At 46.2% G+C, this 18,986-nt stretch carries 16 protein-coding genes; 12 read left to right on the top strand and 4 right to left on the bottom strand.

Going from position 1 to position 18,986, the window contains the following annotated elements; all coding sequences use genetic code 11:
- From FIT99_RS06495 to FIT99_RS06475, 5 genes are read left to right on the top strand one after another with little or no spacing between them, the layout of a single operon-like run.
- Positions 1-1,653: a GMC family oxidoreductase gene (locus FIT99_RS06495; RefSeq protein ID WP_140003534.1), complete on the top strand. Its 1,653-nt coding sequence runs from the start codon at positions 1-3 to the stop codon at positions 1,651-1,653.
- Positions 1,654-3,075, top strand: a complete 1,422-nt coding sequence (locus tag FIT99_RS06490) for an Atrophin-1 multi-domain protein (RefSeq protein WP_140003533.1) — start codon at positions 1,654-1,656, stop codon at positions 3,073-3,075.
- A gap of 38 nt (positions 3,076-3,113) precedes the next feature.
- Positions 3,114-4,298, top strand: a complete 1,185-nt coding sequence (locus FIT99_RS06485) for a glycosyltransferase family 2 protein (RefSeq protein ID WP_140003532.1) — start codon at positions 3,114-3,116, stop codon at positions 4,296-4,298.
- Positions 4,299-4,332: 34 nt separating this feature from the next.
- Positions 4,333-5,436 carry an acyltransferase family protein gene (locus FIT99_RS06480; protein WP_140003531.1) on the top strand — a complete coding sequence of 368 codons (1,104 nt, stop codon included), beginning with the start codon at positions 4,333-4,335 and terminating at the stop codon, positions 5,434-5,436.
- A gap of 53 nt (positions 5,437-5,489) precedes the next feature.
- On the top strand, positions 5,490-6,554 hold the full coding sequence (locus tag FIT99_RS06475) for an acyltransferase family protein (protein ID WP_140003530.1): 1,065 nt from the start codon (positions 5,490-5,492) through the stop codon (positions 6,552-6,554).
- Positions 6,555-6,590: 36 nt separating this feature from the next.
- Here FIT99_RS06475 and FIT99_RS06470 read toward each other — a convergent pair whose 3' ends face one another.
- Genes FIT99_RS06470 through FIT99_RS06460 form a run of 3 tightly spaced genes read right to left on the bottom strand, consistent with a single transcriptional unit; the run spans position 6,591 to position 10,222 of the window.
- Positions 6,591-7,571 carry an acyltransferase family protein gene (locus FIT99_RS06470; RefSeq protein WP_189524714.1) on the bottom strand — a complete coding sequence of 327 codons (981 nt, stop codon included), beginning with the start codon at positions 7,569-7,571 and terminating at the stop codon, positions 6,591-6,593.
- Entirely contained in the window at positions 7,558-8,529 is a 972-nt protein-coding gene (locus FIT99_RS06465) for an NAD-dependent epimerase/dehydratase family protein (RefSeq protein ID WP_140003528.1), read from the bottom strand. The genes FIT99_RS06470 and FIT99_RS06465 overlap by 14 nt, the downstream gene beginning before the upstream one ends.
- Positions 8,530-8,539: 10 nt before the next feature.
- Positions 8,540-10,222: an FAD-dependent oxidoreductase gene (locus FIT99_RS06460; protein WP_140003527.1), complete on the bottom strand. Its 1,683-nt coding sequence runs from the start codon at positions 10,220-10,222 to the stop codon at positions 8,540-8,542.
- Between the two features lie 251 nt (positions 10,223-10,473).
- Here FIT99_RS06460 and FIT99_RS06455 point away from each other — a divergent pair, with 251 nt between their 5' ends.
- The 7 genes from FIT99_RS06455 to FIT99_RS06425 all read left to right on the top strand — a co-directional run bounded on the left by FIT99_RS06455 (position 10,474) and on the right by FIT99_RS06425 (position 17,722).
- Positions 10,474-11,235: a WecB/TagA/CpsF family glycosyltransferase gene (locus FIT99_RS06455; protein ID WP_140003526.1), complete on the top strand. Its 762-nt coding sequence runs from the start codon at positions 10,474-10,476 to the stop codon at positions 11,233-11,235.
- Positions 11,236-11,284: 49 nt separating this feature from the next.
- Positions 11,285-12,451: a nucleotide sugar dehydrogenase gene (locus FIT99_RS06450; RefSeq protein ID WP_140003525.1), complete on the top strand. Its 1,167-nt coding sequence runs from the start codon at positions 11,285-11,287 to the stop codon at positions 12,449-12,451.
- A 16-nt stretch (positions 12,452-12,467) separates the two neighbouring features.
- On the top strand, positions 12,468-13,442 hold the full coding sequence (gene galE, locus FIT99_RS06445; protein ID WP_140003524.1) for a UDP-glucose 4-epimerase GalE: 975 nt from the start codon (positions 12,468-12,470) through the stop codon (positions 13,440-13,442).
- Between the two features lie 33 nt (positions 13,443-13,475).
- Positions 13,476-14,888, top strand: coding sequence for a mannose-1-phosphate guanylyltransferase/mannose-6-phosphate isomerase (locus tag FIT99_RS06440; RefSeq protein WP_140003523.1), 1,413 nt, complete (start codon positions 13,476-13,478; stop codon positions 14,886-14,888).
- Positions 14,875-16,320: a phosphomannomutase gene (locus FIT99_RS06435; RefSeq protein ID WP_223261131.1), complete on the top strand. Its 1,446-nt coding sequence runs from the start codon at positions 14,875-14,877 to the stop codon at positions 16,318-16,320. Before FIT99_RS06440 ends, FIT99_RS06435 begins: the two co-directional genes overlap by 14 nt.
- 360 nt (positions 16,321-16,680) lie before the next feature.
- A complete protein-coding gene (locus FIT99_RS06430) occupies positions 16,681-17,157 on the top strand; it encodes a hypothetical protein (RefSeq protein ID WP_140003522.1) in 477 nt (158 codons plus the stop codon).
- A gap of 46 nt (positions 17,158-17,203) precedes the next feature.
- Positions 17,204-17,722 carry a PEP-CTERM sorting domain-containing protein gene (locus FIT99_RS06425; RefSeq protein ID WP_140003521.1) on the top strand — a complete coding sequence of 173 codons (519 nt, stop codon included), beginning with the start codon at positions 17,204-17,206 and terminating at the stop codon, positions 17,720-17,722.
- Between the two features lie 67 nt (positions 17,723-17,789).
- Here FIT99_RS06425 and dapC read toward each other — a convergent pair whose 3' ends face one another.
- Positions 17,790-18,980: a succinyldiaminopimelate transaminase gene (dapC, locus tag FIT99_RS06420; protein WP_140003520.1), complete on the bottom strand. Its 1,191-nt coding sequence runs from the start codon at positions 18,978-18,980 to the stop codon at positions 17,790-17,792.
- Between the last annotated feature and the right edge of the window lie 6 nt (positions 18,981-18,986).

Raw genomic sequence — 18,986 nt, 5'->3', positions numbered from 1 at the left:
ATGATCGGTTATCTTCACAATACAAAACTTTCCGAACTGGAATCCTACTCAGTTTGTGTCATCGGTGCAGGTGCTTCTGGCATTAGTCTCGCAGTGAAACTGTCGCGTCTTGGACAGCGGGTGCTACTGATTGAAGGTGGTGATTGGAATGAAACGCCCGAGGTTGTCGATGCTTACATGGGGGAGGCGACAGCACCGCATCCACAAACTACCGAATTTAGATATCAACGATTTGGCGGAACGACCCATTTGTGGGGCGGCCGCTGTGTACCACTTGATGCACATGATTTTGCAAAACGGTCACATGTCCCCGAAAGTGGTTGGCCTGAGGGCGCTGGCGCGATTGCGAGCTACTACGATGTAGCTTTGGATTATTGCGATGCTGGTGTAAATAACTTCACCATCAGCGCTTTTGGCCCAAACACAAAACCTATTTTCACCGAGGCGCCGTTATTAGCGCCTGCACTCAACGAATACATTGAGCGCTACAGCCTGCCAACCGATTTTGGTAAAAAATTTCGCCAAGAGTTAACTGACTCGACCAACGTGCTGGTTTTGTTACGCACGCGTTGTGTGAGCCTGAATACCAGTGCTGCTGGCGATGTTGTTGAATCAGTCACGCTGCATGACGGCCAACAGCCACTTGAGGTTAAAGTGAAACAGGTGGTGCTGGCAGGGGGGGGCATTGAATCGACGCGGCTGATGTTGGTCACGCGGCAAAAAACACCTGCTTGGCAGTGGATGGATACCAGCTTAGGTAAATATTATGCCTGCCATTACGACCTAATTTTTGGTGCTTTGCGTTTTAAGGGTGAGCTACCTGTATTTGATTTTCAGAAAACCACTGAGGGTATTTACGCGCGGCGTAAGCTGCAATTTTCATCTGAATTTCAAGCGGAACATGGCTTACTGAACGCGGCCTTTCGGTTACATTTTCCGGCGTATGCGGATCCTTCGCATGGTAGTGGTGTGATGTCGACTATTTTTCTGGCTAAGTCGATTTTAAAACCTGAGTATCAGGCGATTCTAAATCACGGCGTGAACCAAACTGCTGTGCGTGGTCAATCGATTAAACACCTCATGAATGTGGTGATGGATATTGGTTCGGTGATCGGTTTTGCGTTTAACTGGTTGTTTAAGATAAAACTGGCTAAGCGGCGTATCCCTTACACCTTGGTTGCCAACCGTAATGGCACCTATCCGATAGAGTTTAATAGCGAGCAAGTTTCAGATGTAAACAACCAAATCGAGTTACTAAAAGAATGTGATCGATTTGGAATGCCAAGGGTGAGCGTTCAATGGAGAATGACCGCACAAGATATCGCCTCTGGTATTAAATCTTTTAATTTATTACAAAAGCAATTTGAGAAGACAAAAGCATGCAGGCTTGAATTTGAGCCTCAAGCATTACAAAAGGCAATGGAGAACGCTTTACCCGTTGGCGGCCATCATATGGGTACCACCCGTATGGGCACCGCTCCGAATGACAGTGTGGTGGATGTGAATTGCAAAGTGCATGGTGTCAAAAACCTGCACATCGCTAGCGCATCCGTGTTTACCACGAATAGCCATGCTAACCCGACATTAACCATTGTTGCGTTGGCATTAAGGCTTGCTGATCATTTAACTCAAAGTGTGACTACAAAGGAATAAATGATGAAAGCCTTTCATAAAACCAGTCTTCTTGCTTTACCTTGGCTTGCATTGGTTGCATTGAATGCAGATGTAAACGCAGCAGATACAGCACGTTATACAAAGCCGTTTGCAGTAAATTCTTTGTGGAAAAGTAAGCCAGTTTCTCCAACTTTCTCTGATTTTGTTATTCCAACTTCAAAATACAATCCAAATATTCACGAGGGTATTTTATCCTCAGGTTGTTTTTTTGCAGATGAAACAAGTGGATCTGTGACCGTGAAACCTAACCCTGGTCAAAGAGGGGTTTACGATGCCGATGCAGAAACTCATTACCCAAAAATTGAAGTACCGCATTGGCCAGCAGATCTCGTGCCTGCCTCTGGCGGGGATGGTCATGCCGATATTTACGACACTGCCAGCGGTGTGATTCATTCGTTCTGGAAGCTGAAAAACACCAATGGTGAATGGACGGCGAATCTTTACGCGTGGTCGCCTATTGACGGTACAGGTTGGGCAGATCCAGCACATTATTATCAAGGTGCTCGAGCTGTTGGGATTGGTGCATGCGCTGGCATCATCCGTAAGAATGAGTTCGCAAGTAGTGATCCTATCTATCCGCACGCATTGGCTATGTCACTGGCCTTAAATGGTGCAGCTGCAAATCCAGCCTATGTTTATCCAGCGACATCCGCAGATGTCTATGCCCCGACAAATACAGGAAAAATTCCTGAGGGTGCATTGCTGATGCTGCCTGACAGTTTTGATGTTTCTAAGATTAAAACACCAGAATTGATCAAAATTGTAAACACCTTGAAAGTGTATGGTGCGTATATCGTTGATACCAATGACGGTACACCATTTATTATTTATGTTGAAAACGGCTCCGGCTTGAATTTACATAAAAATGGTTACAACTACAGGGCGGCTAATGAATTACATTTAATCCGCCAGTCATTGCGTATGGTAACTTCAGCAAAATCTTGGGTAGATGCATCAGGTAATCCATTTATACCCGAAAAGAATTTAAATATTCTTTCGATGCGTGGCCCTTGGTGCGTCTATAAACGCGCTGCTTGTGCGCCAAACGATCCATCTGCGGGTAAATTTGATACTTGGAAGCAGGCTATTGTGTTTGGTCAAACCACTACAAATGTCGTACAGTCAAACCCTTCGGGTCGCTCGCTCACTAAAGTCACTTGGGCAAAGCCTAAGAAAGGCGATAAATATAAATTGACTGCTGTCACCACAGGTGGTGGTAAACTCAGATTAATCCTCAAAGACAAAAGATATAGCACCAGAGTGGACACCTATGACTTGGTAAACGGCAAATCAAGGACATTTGTTTGGCCTGCGGATGACGTCATACCAAATGTAGTGGTTACCAGCGGAGTCGGCGCAAGCTCTACTGTAAGTGGTACATTAATCCGAGTAACTGAGTAAATTTTGGTCGTTGGCCTAACCTGATAGAAGTTGACTGTATGCTGATTGTTGCTGAAGTGCTTTTTTTTACTTTGCTTGCCATCCTGGCAATCCCAGTATTGACCTTTTGTTTGCAGATTTTGGTGGCGGTACTGCCTGGCTACCGCAATCAAAAGGTTGAGGCACAATCAGCAACAGTCGCATTGTTGATTCCCGCGCACAACGAATCAGCCGGGATTAGCGAAACGTTAGCCTCTATTCAAAAAGCAGCCACCCCAAATACCAGAATTGTAGTCATTGCTGATAATTGCACTGACAATACGGCAGAGATTGCGCGCCAACTTGGTGCTGAAGTCATTGAGAGATCGCATGAGACCTTACGTGGCAAAGGCTATGCACTCGACTTTGGTATTCAATATTTAAGAAATAACCCGCCAGAAGTGATGATTGTGTTCGATGCCGATTGCATTGTGTATCCGGATACCATTAATGCATTGGTGCAAGCCGTGGTTACAGGCAAACGCGCTGTGCAAGCACTTTATTTAATTCAAGCCAAACCAAATTCTCCGGTGAAAACCAAGCTCGCTGAGTTCGCTTATGTCGTCAAAAGCTGGACACGGCCTTTAGGTTTTCATCGTTTAGGCATGCCCATGCAACTGATGGGTTCGGGCATGGCTTTCCCATGGCAGCATGTGAAAGGGGCTAACTTAGCCAAAGGCTATATTGTCGAAGATATGAAGTTGGGTATCGATTTAGCAGAGCAACATTTAGCGCCTAAATTTTGCCCTGAAGCTTATGTGACCAGCGAGTTTCCGATGAATGATGAAGGCGCAGCCTCACAACGTAAAAGATGGGAACACGGTCATATCGGCATGATTGTGCAAGAAGGCCTACCTTTATTGTTTAAGGGTATTCGCACTGCAAATATCGAGATGATCGCCATGGCACTAGACCTATGCGTACCGCCAGTCGCTTTATTATTCTTGCTGAGTGGCTTATTTGCGATGGTCTCTGCGGGGTTGATGCTTGCAACAAATGCCTATTTCCCATGGGGCTACGGTGTGATTCAATTTTTGCTGTTATCTACATTTGTCATGATCTCTTGGTTTAAGCATGGCAGCAAAATTCTGCCATTTTTTGAGTTGCTGACATATGCGCCGGTATATGCAATCAGCAAAATCCAGTTATATGCTAAGTTTTTTGTGAACCGTCAAATTGAATGGGTTAAATCCAAAAGAGATTAGCGCGATTTTCTATTTTTAATTGCAAAACACATCAATGAGTAAAACTATAAAAAAGATTGATCAGCTAGAAAGCCTACGCGGCATTGCTGCCTTACTGGTGGTTTTATATCATGTGCCAGCATGGAACCCGTTGATCCATGACATTTCAATCATTCGTAGTGGTTTTATGATGGTCGATTTGTTTTTTGTACTATCAGGCTTTGTCATTTATACCGCTTATGCGAATCGAATCACCACAGCCTACGAATTAGCAAAGTTTCAGTTTTTGCGATTTGGTCGCTTATACCCAGTACATCTACTTTTTTTAGTGTTGTTTCTGGGCATTGAAATATTGAAATATGTTTTGCAGCATTATTTCGGCATTGCCAGCCTCAGCAAGCAACCCTTCGAGCAAAACAATCTAGCTGCGTTTATGCGCGATGTGTTCATGATTAAAGCATTTTGGCCAAACGAACAGGCCATCACTTTTAACAGTCCAGCTTGGTCTATTAGCGCTGAGTTTTACACTTATCTAATTTTTGGCTTGATTGTGCTCAACTTTGCAAAATTCAAAAATTATATTTTTGCGGCCCTGGGCTTATCAGCCACTGCCATTCTCTTCATTTACCATCCTGAGCAGCATGATTTTATGCTGAGATGTATCGCTGGCTTTTTTATCGGCTGCATGTTGGCGCTTGGTATTAGCAAAGTGAAAACCTCTGTGGGCCTGAGCCCCTATTGGATACCGCTATGTTTTGTGTTGATTGGCTTGTTTATGGTGTTTGGCCATGATACCAAATCACTTAAAGTGCTGATTTATCCTTTAACTTGCTTACTGATTGCATCAATATTGTTGTCACGAGACCACTTTTGGAAGCACTTTCTGTCGCATCCGGCGTTGGTTTGGTTGGGCACCATTTCATTTTCCCTGTACATGTCACATGGACTCGTGCTTTGGTTTTATCAACAAGTGATCAGAGTACTGTTTCATCGGCCGGAAATGATTGTTGAGGGCTTATCCATCCCGCAATTTGAGTTCCCTTTGGCGGTCATTCTTACCATTGGCTTTATTGCGGCTTGCTTAATCAGCGGTTACATCACGTATCGACTGATAGAAAGTCCATTCCGCGAAAAATCACGCAAACTTGTCAAAGTGTAGCCAAGTAGCGTGTGAGGATAAACGCTTAACTTAGCAAACTAAGAAGTCACTTTATGAAATACACACCAGAACTAGATGGCATCAGGGCATTATCGATATTACTTGTCATGATTTCTCATGCGGGTTTCGGCCATATTGTTCCCGGCGGTTTTGGGGTCACGATCTTCTTTTTTATTAGTGGCTACTTAATTACTTCTTTATTGATTAGCGAAGCCGAAAAAAACCAGCATATAGATTTAAAAAAGTTCTATATCCGTCGGTTTTGGCGCTTACTCCCGCCAGCCATTTATTTCATTATCATCTCGAGCCTATTGATTCTCTATATCAATCACGCCATCAAGATGTCAGAAATTTCAGCAGCATTATTTTACTTTGCCAACTACTATAAAATTTTTATCCATTTTTCTAATGTAGATGGTTTGCTCTCTCCATTTAATATTTTGTGGAGTCTTGCCATCGAAGAGCATTTTTATATTTTGTTTGCGCCGCTGCTCGCGTTTACTTATCGCTCAAATCGCTATTACCAAATCATCGTGGTTTTTTTAGTTCTACCGCTGTTGATCAGACTAGGCTACGCCTTGATTTTCCCTGACTTACTGCATGAGGGTGGTTATACGTACACGGCTACGGAGGCAAGGATTGATTCGATCGCGTTCGGGTGTTTTATGGCTTGTCTTATGCATAAGCCCGTACAAAAAGAGTGGCTTGAGCGCCACTTACTCAAGTTTGGTTATTTTGTGCTCGGACTAGCTGCAATTCTCTTATCGCTATTGGTGCGAGATCTGTTTTTTAGAGAGACCTTCAGATATAGCGTACAAAATGTAGGGCTTTTTTTAATATTGCTGAATGTCTTATTTAATCAGGCCAGTTTTTTTGCCGCTATTAGACGCTTTTTGGCGTTAAGCCCACTCACTTTTGTGGGCAAGTTAAGCTACTCGCTGTATTTGCAACATTGGTTGTCTATGACACTTATCTCGTATGCAATCGGTTTGAATAAGTTTTCGCTTGCCTGGCAAATTGGGTTTTGGGGGTTAACCATCATAACTACCTTGGTTTCTTACTATGTGATTGAACAACCGACAATCGCATTGAGAAGAAAATACGGGTCTAACGTCTGATTTGGCAGCTCTGCAATTGTTCACAGTTGGCTATGCCTATTTCGCCCAGTGTTGGTTGAGTGTCTTTCTGACAGGGACTTCAATAAAACGATAACTGATTGCTGCGATGATGAGTGCAGTTAACAGCAGTAAGAATTCTGATTGTCCTGAGTGAATCATCTTGTAAAAAGGTTGTTGCCATAAATAAAGCGAGAATGAAATCAAACCTACCCAAGTGAGTGCTGGGTGACACAAGAATCTCATTAGATAGTCTGGCAGTTCTTTAATGCTACAAATAGCGCCAGCAACACACACTGTTCCAAGGCTGTATTTGATGGGGTCAGGCACGGGGTTGATGTTTAGTAGCACAGCCAAGCCTAGCAGCAAAGCAGACGTGAGTGCAGGAATATGCTGGCTGGATCGTTGAATCAGCAGAAAAGTAATGACGCCAATGAGGATAGAGGCGCTACGGGTGTCGCTTCTCCAATACACATTGTAATAATCAAGGTGTTGGGTGAAGGTGAGTAGGGCGCCGTTAAGCAAAAATAATACACAGATGGCAATGAGCGGTTTGATTGGGTCAAAGTTGTATTTTCGGGCCAAAAACGCAATAAATGCCAGCAGGATGTAGGTGTGCTCCTCGATGCAGAGTGACCAAATGTGATCTAAAACCGGGGTGTGGTTTGCGTAAATGCTGTAGTAGTTGTAGGTGAAGGTGAGCGTAGCCAACACACTTTGGTAATCCACATGCAGCGCGTTTTGTGATCGGCCAAAAATGAGCCACATTGCAATAATAAACACAAACAGTGCCGGCCAAACCCGGGAGATGCGTCGTTTAAAAAAACTGGGCAGCGGGGTGAGTTTGATAAACAAGATTTCGGCCATCAGCCTTCCGCTCAGCACAAAAAACATTTCAACGCCGAACCTACCGGCATTAAAACCATGCACATTTAGAAAATGTCCGGCAAGCACGGCTAAGATAGATAATCCTCGCCAGCCATCGAGGTAGGCATATCGCGTTACATTACCGCTGCTCATTCTTAAACCACTCCACTGCGCTTGAAAAGCTTTGCGCATATGTCATGAATGGAACTTGGGGCGCTATTTTTTGCGCGTCGAGAAAAATCTGTTGTTTGAACAGCCGCACCAACGAAGGCGGTAGGGGCTCAGGCAAACGCTTTGCCAGGCCGCGCTGGCCAGCTTTTGAAAGCAGTTTTTCGGAGATTTTAATCGCCGGGCTGAACGCTTTTGAATCGAGCTTGAGTTGTAAAGGGTGAATCCGTTTAACCGGGGTGGCGCCAATGGCTTGCGCTAAGTCGATAAAGTATTGGTTCCAGCGTGGACTGTCAGGCGCTGCGAGGTTGTAATGTTGAATGTCGCCAGCATTTAGGGGCAGTTGCAGCCCAAAATGAATCGCTTTAACCACGTCATCTACGTGCACCAGATTGCTCCAGCCATCCCCAGCACTGCCTAGGTCACCTAGCCTAAAGCTGTTGAGCAGATTGGCGATACGTTCTACCCACTGCACGCTACCCGGCCCATGAATGCAGCCTGGTCGAAACACGACCACTTTGCCGCCGGCTTGTGCGTAGGCTTGCATGTGTTGCTCGGCCTCGCATTTGGCAGCTGCATACCAGTTGTAAGTGGGGTCAAATGGCGAAGTCTCGGTGATGATGCCTTCACTGGCGCCATACACTGACATCGTACTTAAATGCACAATGGTCGGCTTGCCCGCAGCCAATGCAGCTTCGGCCAAAATTTTGGCACCTTGGCCGATGCCGTCTTTACTCCCGGCGACACAATTCACCACTGCATCGACTTGTTTAAGCTGCGTAGTCAGATCAGCCAAATTCATGCTGTCTAAAATGACATGCCCCTCGATATTGCTGCGCATTCTGCCTCTGGATGCGGCAATCGAAGTGATGTTTGACTGTTGCAAGTGCGTGTGCAGCTGGCTGCCTACGTGGCCAGTGGCGCCAAGGATTAAGACTTTCATGCTTGCTTCCTTACGAGATAATTGAATGAGTAGGTTTGCCTGCCTGCAATGTTTCAGCAATGTGGTCTGCCAGGCGTAAGCTCATGGCGACAATGGTCAGGGTAGGGTTGGCCTGACTGCTGGTTGGAAACACAGACGCACTAGAAATATATAAGTTATCAATGTCGTGAATCTTACCGTTAGGGTCTACCACTGATGTTTCCGGCTGCGTGCCCATTCTGGTTGTCCCGATGTGATGGCCACCGTAGGCACCAAATCGGGTCAGATCTTCTTCGAGTTGATCATCGTTAAATTCAAAGGTGGCTAGCCCACTTTGATTGATTTCTTGTACAAACAAGCGCAATGAGCGACGCACAGATTCAATGTCTTCTGGCAGGTATTGCCAATCCACCTTCACTTTGCGCATGCCTAAGGCATCCTTATCCTCAATTAAGGTCACGCGACTATTAGGGTTTGGGTATTGTTCACTGTGGATTTCAAAGGTGAATTGATTGCTTTTGTTGCTTAAAATAACCGAAGGGAACTTGCGTTTTGCCAGCGTCCGCTTGGTAATCCAGTGATATAAAAACTTAACAGTATCAATGGGATCAAGAATAATGTTTGCAAAATGCTTTAAGTAGATACCGAGGCTAGACTGTCCATCTTTCAACCGCTTGCCGTATTCATAACTGATGAAGTTTTTGGCCAAAAACAATCCAGACAACACGCCGATTTTGTGTGACGGATCAACGATTTTAGGAAAGTGTAATCGAGCCACCATATTGCCCGCCTGAATGCTTTTTTGCGTGTCTGCTGTTAACGCAAACCGACGACGGCAATAAATGCCCTCAGGGGAGACTTCATAGCCATGTCTGACCTTGGTGGGTGGGCCAAAAACGGTTAATTTACCCAGATTGCCGGCGATATGGCACTGGTAGTAGCGACCGACTAAATCGTGCGCATTGCCAATGCCGTTTGGGCAAACGTCATTTGAGGCCAGCAACAGTCTAGTGGTCTCAATCCCCCCAGTGGCCAGCACGACTTTTTTGGCATGCACTGTGGCTTTGATGCCTTCAAGGCTGGCGATATCCAGTTGTTGCACATGATCACCGGTTGGATTCAATTGAATGCCGGTGCAATTGGCGCCCAGTAACACCTCAACATCCTCAGCCAGCACCAAACGCTGCTTGTAACGGTCACCCACATTGGTCGGACAGGAAAAACGTTCTAAATTATTGGTTTTGAGAATTTCAGACTGAAAGCCTTGAATCGCGGCTTGCTTTACGGGGTCAAACACTTTGTCGGCATCATATTCATAGACGCCCGCTTCAAGTAGCCAATTGGCCGTTTGGTAGTAGGGGGCAAGGTCTTCATAACTAATTGGCCAGCCACTCAATGGCACATAGTCCCGTTGCTCAAAGTCAATCGGGTCAAATGGCATGCAACGGCCACCCCAGATGGTGGTCGAGCCGCCAAATCTGCGCTGACGATATTTATCGGGTGGGCTGTGCAGTTTTTCGTCTGCCACTTCACCCGCATATAACTCCTGTGTCTTTTCATCTGCAAACTCAAAGCCTGACTCTAACAGCAATATTTTCAAGCCGCGGCCTGAAAGTGATAACGCCAGTGATATGCCTGCTGCGCCTGCACCGACGATGCAGATGTCGGCTGCTATGGTTGAACCTGTGCTACGTTTATTTAGATTGCTAATCATATTTTTGTTAAATCACTTAAAAAAATTCATAAATAAGCGTTATTATTGAACTTGTAGATGAGGTGCAAGCAGTGGCGTCGCTTATTAAATATAGGTCAAACGTCTTATATCGCATAATCCTGATGGGTTATACCATATCACACAGGTTCTTTTTTTATTCACCTGTGACTGAAAAAATAACCATAAATATTTTACGTAATTCTACGTAATTGTTCACAAACACCATTAACCTGTTGGGTCTCAAGCTGTTTATGTCAAATACCATAGAAATGTTTGGAATCACCATTCACAAGTTTTCAATGAATGGTGCGTTGGATGTGATACAAGAATGGCTGCAATTTGGCGATAACGACTGTAAATTTGTCGTCACCCCCAATGTTGATCACGTTGTGCAACTTGAAAAAAATGCCGCATTGAAGCAAGCTTATGACCACGCTGCCATGGTGGTTGCCGATGGTAAGCCGGTGGTATTGGCCTCTAACCTTCTAGGTAAACCGTTGCCTGAGACCATTCCTGGTAGTGATTTAGTGCCTAATATTTTCGAACGTTTTCAGCAAAAAAACCTTCCTCTGAAAGTTTATCTGCTTGGTGCCATGCCTGGCGTAGGCGAGGTGGCTGCGGCCAACATTCAGGCGCAATGGCCGATGGTGAAAGTGGTCGGCATCTTGAGCCCTGACTTTGGTTTTGAAAAAGACAGTGACTACTGTGATCGTATCTGCCAGTCGGTCGCTGATGCTAACGCCGATTTGTTGGTGATTGGCTTAGGCGCGCCCAAGCAAGAAATCTGGGTAGATAAATATGCCCACAAACTGCCCGTGAAAGTCGCGTTGTGCGTAGGGGCAACCATTGATTTTCTGGCGGGCAACAAACCCAGAGCCCCCATGTGGATGCGTAAGGTTGGTTTGGAGTGGCTGCACAGAATGTGTTCAGAGCCCAAACGGCTGATGAAGCGATATTTAGTGGGTGCGGTGATTTTCCCCCAATTGTTTATACGTGAGTGGTTAAAAAAATAATTAAAGCCGCCACACAAGAATTTAGTTTAGAAAAGTCGAAGGAGCCACTGTGAAGATTGCAATTGCGGGTACTGGTTATGTGGGTTTGTCATTGGCCGTGTTATTGGCGCAAAAAAATGAAGTCGTTGCGCTGGACATTGTGCCGGAAAAAGTGGCCTTGTTAAATCAAAAGAAATCACCGATTGTAGATCGTGAAATCGAAGATTTTTTGGCTAACAAACAGTTAAATTTTAAAGCCACCACAGATAAAAACGAAGCCTATCAAAACGCTGAGTTTGTGGTGATTGCCACCCCGACCGATTACGATGCCGAAACGAATTACTTCAACACCAAGTCGGTGGAGGCAGTGATTAAAGATGTCATGGCGATTAACCCACAGGCTGTGATGGTGATTAAATCGACGATTCCGGTTGGCTACACCGAAAAGATCCGTGCAGACCTGCATTGCGATAACCTGATTTTCTCCCCTGAGTTTTTACGCGAAGGCAAAGCGCTTTACGATAACTTGTATCCTTCTCGGATTGTGGTTGGTGAGGTGTCAGAGCGTGCGCAAAAATTTGCCAATCTGCTCAAAGACAACTGCCTGAAACCAGATGCGGCGATTTTACTGACCAACAGTTCAGAAGCTGAGGCCATCAAGTTATTTGCCAATACGTTTTTAGCGATGCGCGTGGCCTACTTTAACGAGTTAGATACCTATGCCGAGACCCATGGCCTCAATACGCGTCAGATTATTGAGGGCGTGTGTATGGACCCACGGATTGGCAATCACTACAACAATCCTTCGTTTGGCTATGGGGGCTATTGCCTGCCTAAAGATACCAAGCAATTGCTGGCAAACTACTCACAAGTGCCGCAAAACCTGATTAACGCGATTGTGGAGGCGAACACGACGCGTAAGGACTTTGTCGCGGACAGCATCATTAAAAAGAAACCCAAAGTGGTGGGTATTTATCGCTTGATCATGAAGGCGGGCTCGGACAACTTTAGAGCCTCTTCCATTCAGGGCATCATGAAACGGATCAAAGGCAAGGGTATCGAAGTGGTGGTGTATGAGCCCGTGCTTGAAGAGTCTGAGTTCTTTTATTCTAAAGTGATCAAAGATCTCGACCAGTTCAAACAAATGTCCGATGTCATCATTGCCAACCGCCAAGCCAAAGAATTGGCCGATGTGCTGGACAAGGTGTATACCCGCGATTTATTCGGTAGCGACTAATTTATTGGAAGACTCTATGCGCGTGTTGGTGGTAGGTGGTGCAGGCTATATTGGCTCACATATGGTGAAAATGCTATTGGGGGCTGGCCATGAGGTGATTACTTTGGATAATCTCTCAAGCGGACACCGTGATGCGGTGCTTGGGGGGACCTTTGTTGAAGGCGATTTAGCCGATGCTGCTTTCTTGCAAGGGGTGTTTGCGCAATATCAACCTGAGGCCGTGATGCATTTTGCGTCCTTTATTCAGGTGGGTGAATCTGTGCGTAAACCGGATATTTACTACCGTAACAATGTGACGAATACGCTCAATTTGCTGGATACCATGTTGCAGTTTAACGTGAAGAAGTTTATTTTTTCTTCTACTGCAGCAGTGTTTGGGGAGCCAGATTACGTACCTATTGATGAAGCGCATCCCAATCGTCCTTTAAATCCTTACGGACGCTCTAAGTGGATGATTGAGCAAGTGCTGGCGGATTATGACAAGGCATTCGACTTGCGCTCGGTGTGCTTACGTTATTTTAATGCGGCAGGCGCTGATCCCGAAGGGCAATTGGGTGAGCGTCATGATCCAGAAACGCATTTGATTCCACTGATTTTACAGGCAGCGTCTGGTCGCCGCGACAATATTCATGTGTTTGGGCGTGATTACGATACGCCAGACGGCACCTGTATCCGCGACTACATTCATATTGTTGATTTGTGTTCTGCCCATTTGGCGGCACTCGAATATTTGAACCAAGGCGGCGGCAGCGACCGTTTCAATCTGGGTAATGGCGCGGGATTTTCGGTGCAAGAGGTGATTGATGCGGTGCAGACGGTCTCTGGCAAGACAGTGACGGTTATTAACGCGGCAAGACGAGAAGGTGACCCGGCTCGATTGGTCGCCGATGCCAAGCGAGCAAAAGATATGCTGGCATGGCAGCCAGTGTATACAGACTTGAACACCATTGTGGCCCATGCATGGCAGTGGGAACTGAAGCAGTCAAATTAACGCATTCAAAATGTAGGCATAAGGTTGATAAAAATGAAAATTGTCCCAGTGATTCTTTCTGGTGGTTCTGGAACGCGGCTGTGGCCGCTGTCACGCGCAGTGTTGCCTAAGCAACTCCTGCCATTGGTGACTGAGAACACTATGTTGCAAGAGACTTTGACCAGGTTATCAAACTGGGCCGAGGTCGGAAACCCGATCGTTATTTGCGGCAATGACCATCGCTTTTTAGTCGCTGAACAATTACGCCAAGTGGATATTCACCCAGAGGCCATTGTGCTAGAGCCGGTGGCGCGAAATACCGCGCCAGCCATTGCAGCGGCAGCCATCGCTTTAAAGGACAAAGACGTATTGATGCTGGTGTTGCCAGCAGATCACGTGATCACCGATGTGGTGGCGTTTGAGGCGGCGGTGCGTCGCGCCAGCGTTGCGGCGGAGCAAGGAAAACTGGTGACGTTCGGCATCGCGCCAACGCACGCCGAGACTGGCTATGGTTATATTCAGTCTGGCGCAGGGTTGAGTGCTGCCGAAGGTTGTTTTGACGTGGCGCGATTTGTTGAAAAGCCAAACGCAGCGACTGCGCAACAATATCTGGATGCCGGCAATTTTTATTGGAATAGCGGCATGTTCTTGTTTAAACCTTCCGCGTTTTTGGCTGAGTTGCAGCAATATGCACCCGACATGGTCACCGCAGTGACCAATGCGGTGGAACACAGCTATAAGGATCTCGATTTTGTACGTTTGCAAGAATCTGCTTTTGCGGCATCGCCGTCAGATTCGATTGACTATGCCGTGATGGAGAAAACCAAACTGGCAGCCGTCGTGCCCGCCAGCATGGGCTGGAATGATGTTGGCTCTTGGACGGCATTAAAGGATGTGCAGCCCAATGACGCCGCAGGCAACGCAACCCGCGGTGATGTTTTTATGAAGGATGTGAAAAACACCTTGATTCGCGCGGAAGGTCGCTTTGTGGCTGCCGTAGGGGTTGAGGATTTATTGATTGTTGAAACGGCTGATGCGGTGTTGGTGGCCCATCGTGACTGTGCGCAGGATGTTAAAAACATTGTGGACCATCTGAAAGCCAGTGGCCGCACTGAGCATCAGGTGCACCCTCGCGTTTATCGTCCATGGGGTTGGTACGAGGGCATCGATGTAGGCGAACGTTTTCAAGTCAAACGCATTATGGTCAAGCCAGGTGAAAAACTCTCGCTACAAATGCACCATCATCGCGCCGAACATTGGGTGGTGGTCAGTGGCTCCGCCATGATTACGGTAGATAATGTCACCAAACTCTATACAGAAAACGAGTCGACATATATTCCTATCGGCTCTACGCATCGCCTTGAAAACCCCGGTAAATTGCCTTTGCATCTGATTGAGGTGCAATCTGGCAGTTATTTGGGTGAGGACGATATTGTGCGTTACGAAGATACTTATGGCCGCAACTAGCATGACCAATGTGAACGACTTGCGTGCTGTGATGCAGCAAAGTGGTGTTGCTTTCGGCACCAGCGGTGCGCGTGGCCTCGTCAGCGCAATGACCGACGAGGTGTGCGCAGCTTACACACAAGCATTTGTGGCGACGGTTAAACAAGGGTTTGATTTTAAACAAGTGGCGATTGCGACCGACCTACGCCCAAGTAGCGTCAGAATTGCGACTGCGTGTGCCCATCAATTGTCACAGATGGGGTTAGAAGTCATTTATTGTGGGGCGGTGCCTACCCCGGCACTGGCATTGTTTGCCCAGAGTCAGCGCATCCCTGGCATCATGGTCACCGGCAGTCATATTCCGTTTGACCGGAACGGCCTCAAGTTCTATCGGCCAGATGGAGAAATTACCAAGGCGGATGAAGCCGCGATGCTGGCCTGTCCATTGCAGCCGTTAGTTCATGCTGACGCAGCGTTGCTGCCTGAAAGCCCGTTGGCTAAAAACAACTATATTGAGCGCTATAAAGATTTACTGGGCGAGGGCGCGCTTTCAGGGTTCAAACTCGCCATTTACCAACATTCGAGTGTCGGCCGCGATTTGATGCCGCAACTCTTTAGCGAGCTAGGCGCTGAAGTCATTTGCCTAGAACGTTCAGATACCTTTGTGCCCATTGATACCGAAGCGGTGTCTGCTGAAGATACGCAAAAGGGCTTGGCTTGGGCAGCGCAACATCAAGTTGACGCCATCATCTCTACGGATGGCGATGGCGATCGCCCGCTAATGAGCGATGAAAAAGGTCAATGGTTGCGTGGGGATATTGTTGGCTTGCTGACGGCGCAGGCGTTAAAAATTACGCATTTAGCCGTGCCAGTGAGCTGTAATACAGCCATCGAGGCGAGCGGCTTATTTCAACATGTCTCTCGAACCCGTATTGGTTCACCGTACGTGATTGCCGAAATGGAGGCGCTGCAAAAAACTGGTGCCCAGAGTGTTGCCGGCTTTGAGGCGAATGGCGGCTTTTTGCTCGGCTCGACGGTGGCCGACCATCCTAGCTTGTTACCCTTGCCGACGCGGGATGCAGTATTGCCTGTTGTATGTTTATTGGCACAATCTAAACAACAACATAAACCATTGTCTGCCCTTGTTGCCGGGTTGCCACAACGCTATACCGCAAGCGATCGTCTGCAAAATGTGGCCACTGAAAAAAGCAAAGCATTGATTGAGGGCTGGTCTGTTGCACCTGCACAAATGTTAGCGGCCTTATCGCTGAATGAAACCGTCGCCACGGTGGATACCACCGATGGTTTGAGAGTGACTTGCCGATCAGGCAATATTATTCACTTACGGCCCTCAGGCAATGCACCAGAACTGCGGTGCTATGTCGAAACCGCCACAATGGCGACTTCAACACAGCTGGTGAAGTCGGTCCTTGAGCAGCTTGTGAAGATTTAATTCAAATCAAAAAATTACTAATCTTTACTAATTTAGTTCAATCATATTGGAGTTTGTCATATTTATGACAAATTCCTTTGCTATTTTCCTCTCACGCCCTGTAAAATGCATGCATCTAAATGGTGCATTACACGCACTAAGTCAAAAAAAGTGGTGCAAATCACTCATCTCTATGCATGTTGCTGGCTTATTTTGAATATAAATCATAATAAAATCAATGTATTGCAATAGTATTTGTAACTGGTCTGTTTTTTGCTAGTACATAATTAAATTACATAATTGATTGGTCATAATGGGCTATATAAAACGGCTCGAGTAGCGAATAAGATGATCAACAATTACTGTGTTGAGGAGAAACAAATGTTCAAAAGCTTATTAAAGAATTTATCTGTGATTGTGGTTGCTAGCTTGAGCTTAATGAGCCAAGCGGATGCAGCAAATTACGTATTTAACTTTGGTAACGTGGCTACTGTGGTGAATCGCGATGCTGATGTGTTAACAAACTTTGAATTCAACGATGTATTCGATCTTGATTTACAAGAGCCGGTCTCTTTATCAATACTGGTTGGCGAAGTTGAAGAGCCTACGTATAACATCATTGATGAAACGTTTAAATATGGCTTTTATGATGCTGAAGATAATTTGATCACATCACCGTTCAATTTGACGCCAGGCAAATACCAATTGAGGGTTTCCGGCACGGTAGATGGTTTCAGTGGTGGTCAATATTTTTTAAATGCCAATGTGGTGACGCCAGTACCTGAAGCGGATAAAGGCATCTTGCTGATGGTTGGTCTGTTGATGATCGGTTTGGTTTCATTGCGCAAAGCACACTAATTTTAAGTTGTAAATTTTTTTGTTAATTGTTAATCGAGGAGAAGATATGAAAGTATCTAATGTATTAGGTTCTATTGCATTCATTTCTGCCGTTAGTTTTTCAAGTCAAGCGTTTGCTACTACAAACGTCACTGACTTAGGTAATTTGAATGATGGTCCAGTCGCCAACCAATCTTTGTTGCAAGTGGGCGCATTCTTTTTGCCTGATTTGTATAAATTTGATTTGAGCGCAGACTCAACAGTGACTGTTGATTTTAAAGCTTTGTTGGGCATCAGTGCAGGCTCTAGCTTTAGCCTGTATGACAGCGCAGACACAGAGATCACTTCTTTCAGTATCCCATCATTGATTGCAAATGCAACCACAACATTCACATTCGTGGATTTGGCTGCCGGTGATGACTATGTGTTTAAATTTAACCCAGGCGCGTTCAATGTTACTTTGTCTAACAAACTGACTTTTACTGCCACTGAAACAGTGATTCCAGTACCAGAGCCAGAATCAAATGCACTGATGTTGGCAGGTTTGGGTATTATTGGTTTGATCGCTCGCAGAAAATTTGCTTAATTTTTTGCAGTAATAAAAAAAGCCGGTTGCTTCTGCAACCGGCTTTTTGTTTGATATCATCTTCAATTTATTGCAGATGATCTTTAATGCGTTGTGCTGCAGTAATTGTTTCTTCAGTGGGCGCCACAAGGGCCATTCGAATAAAGCCACTTCCAGGGTTGACGCCATGGGCTGTACGCGCCAAATAAGAACCGGGTAAAACCGTAATATGTAATTGTTCATATAACTGTTTAGCCACTGTTGTGTCGTCTTGTTGCGTAGGAATCCACAAGTAAAATGCGGCGTCAGGATGTTGTGTCTGCGGCCAAACGCGCTGCAACAGCGGCGTGACTGCATTAAATTTTTCTCGGTAGAGGGTGCGATTGTGCAGCACATGCGCTTCGTCGTTCCAGGCAACAATGCTGGCAGCTTGCACCGCAGGGTTCATCGCGCAGCCATGATAGGTGCGATATAGCGCAAATTTTTCCACAATCGCCGCATCTCCCGCAACAAAGCCTGAGCGCATGCCCGGCACGTTTGATCGTTTAGATAGCGAGCTAAACATGACGATGCGGGTGAAGTCGCGCCCCAGCAGGTGCGCAGCTTGCAATGCGCCAACCGGTGGCTTGCCCTCATCAAAATAGATTTCTGAATAGCATTCATCAGATGCCACCACAAACCCATATTGATCTGAGAGCGTAAACAGCGTGCGCCAAGCCTCTAGATCCATCACTTTGCCAGACGGATTGCCAGGGCTGCACACATACACCAACTGCGTGCGCTTTAAGACATCGACCGGAACCTGGGTGAGGTCCATGACAAACTCGTTGTCGGGGGTGGTGTTAATAAAGTAGGGTTCTGCCCCGGCTAAAAACGCCGCACCTTCATAAATTTGATAAAAAGGATTGGGGGAGATGACCACTGGCTTCTGTGATACTTGCGTATTAATCACGGCCTGCGCAAAAGCAAATAATGCCTCACGGCTACCATTAACTGGCAGAATCGCCCGTTCGATATTGAGTGCGGGGATTTGATAACGCCGTTGCAACCACTGATTGATCGCTTCACGCAGGGCAGGGATGCCGAGTGTGGTAGGATAGCTGGCTAAGCCACTTAAGTTGCTTGCCAGTGCATCAGAAATAATGCTGGGCGTGGCGTGCTTAGGTTCACCAATCGACAGATTGACAGGATTGAATGCTGGGTTAGGTGTGATGCCCTGAAACAGATCACGCAAGCGTTGAAACGGGTAAGGCTGCAGTAAATTTAAATTTGGATTCATAGGTGT

This window comes from Methylophilus medardicus (assembly GCF_006363955.1).
In the GTDB taxonomy this organism is placed as follows: Bacteria; Pseudomonadota; Gammaproteobacteria; order Burkholderiales; family Methylophilaceae; genus Methylophilus; species Methylophilus medardensis.
The sequence above is the reverse complement of the archived record's forward strand: the minus strand, read 5'-3'. Positions and strand labels throughout refer to the sequence as shown.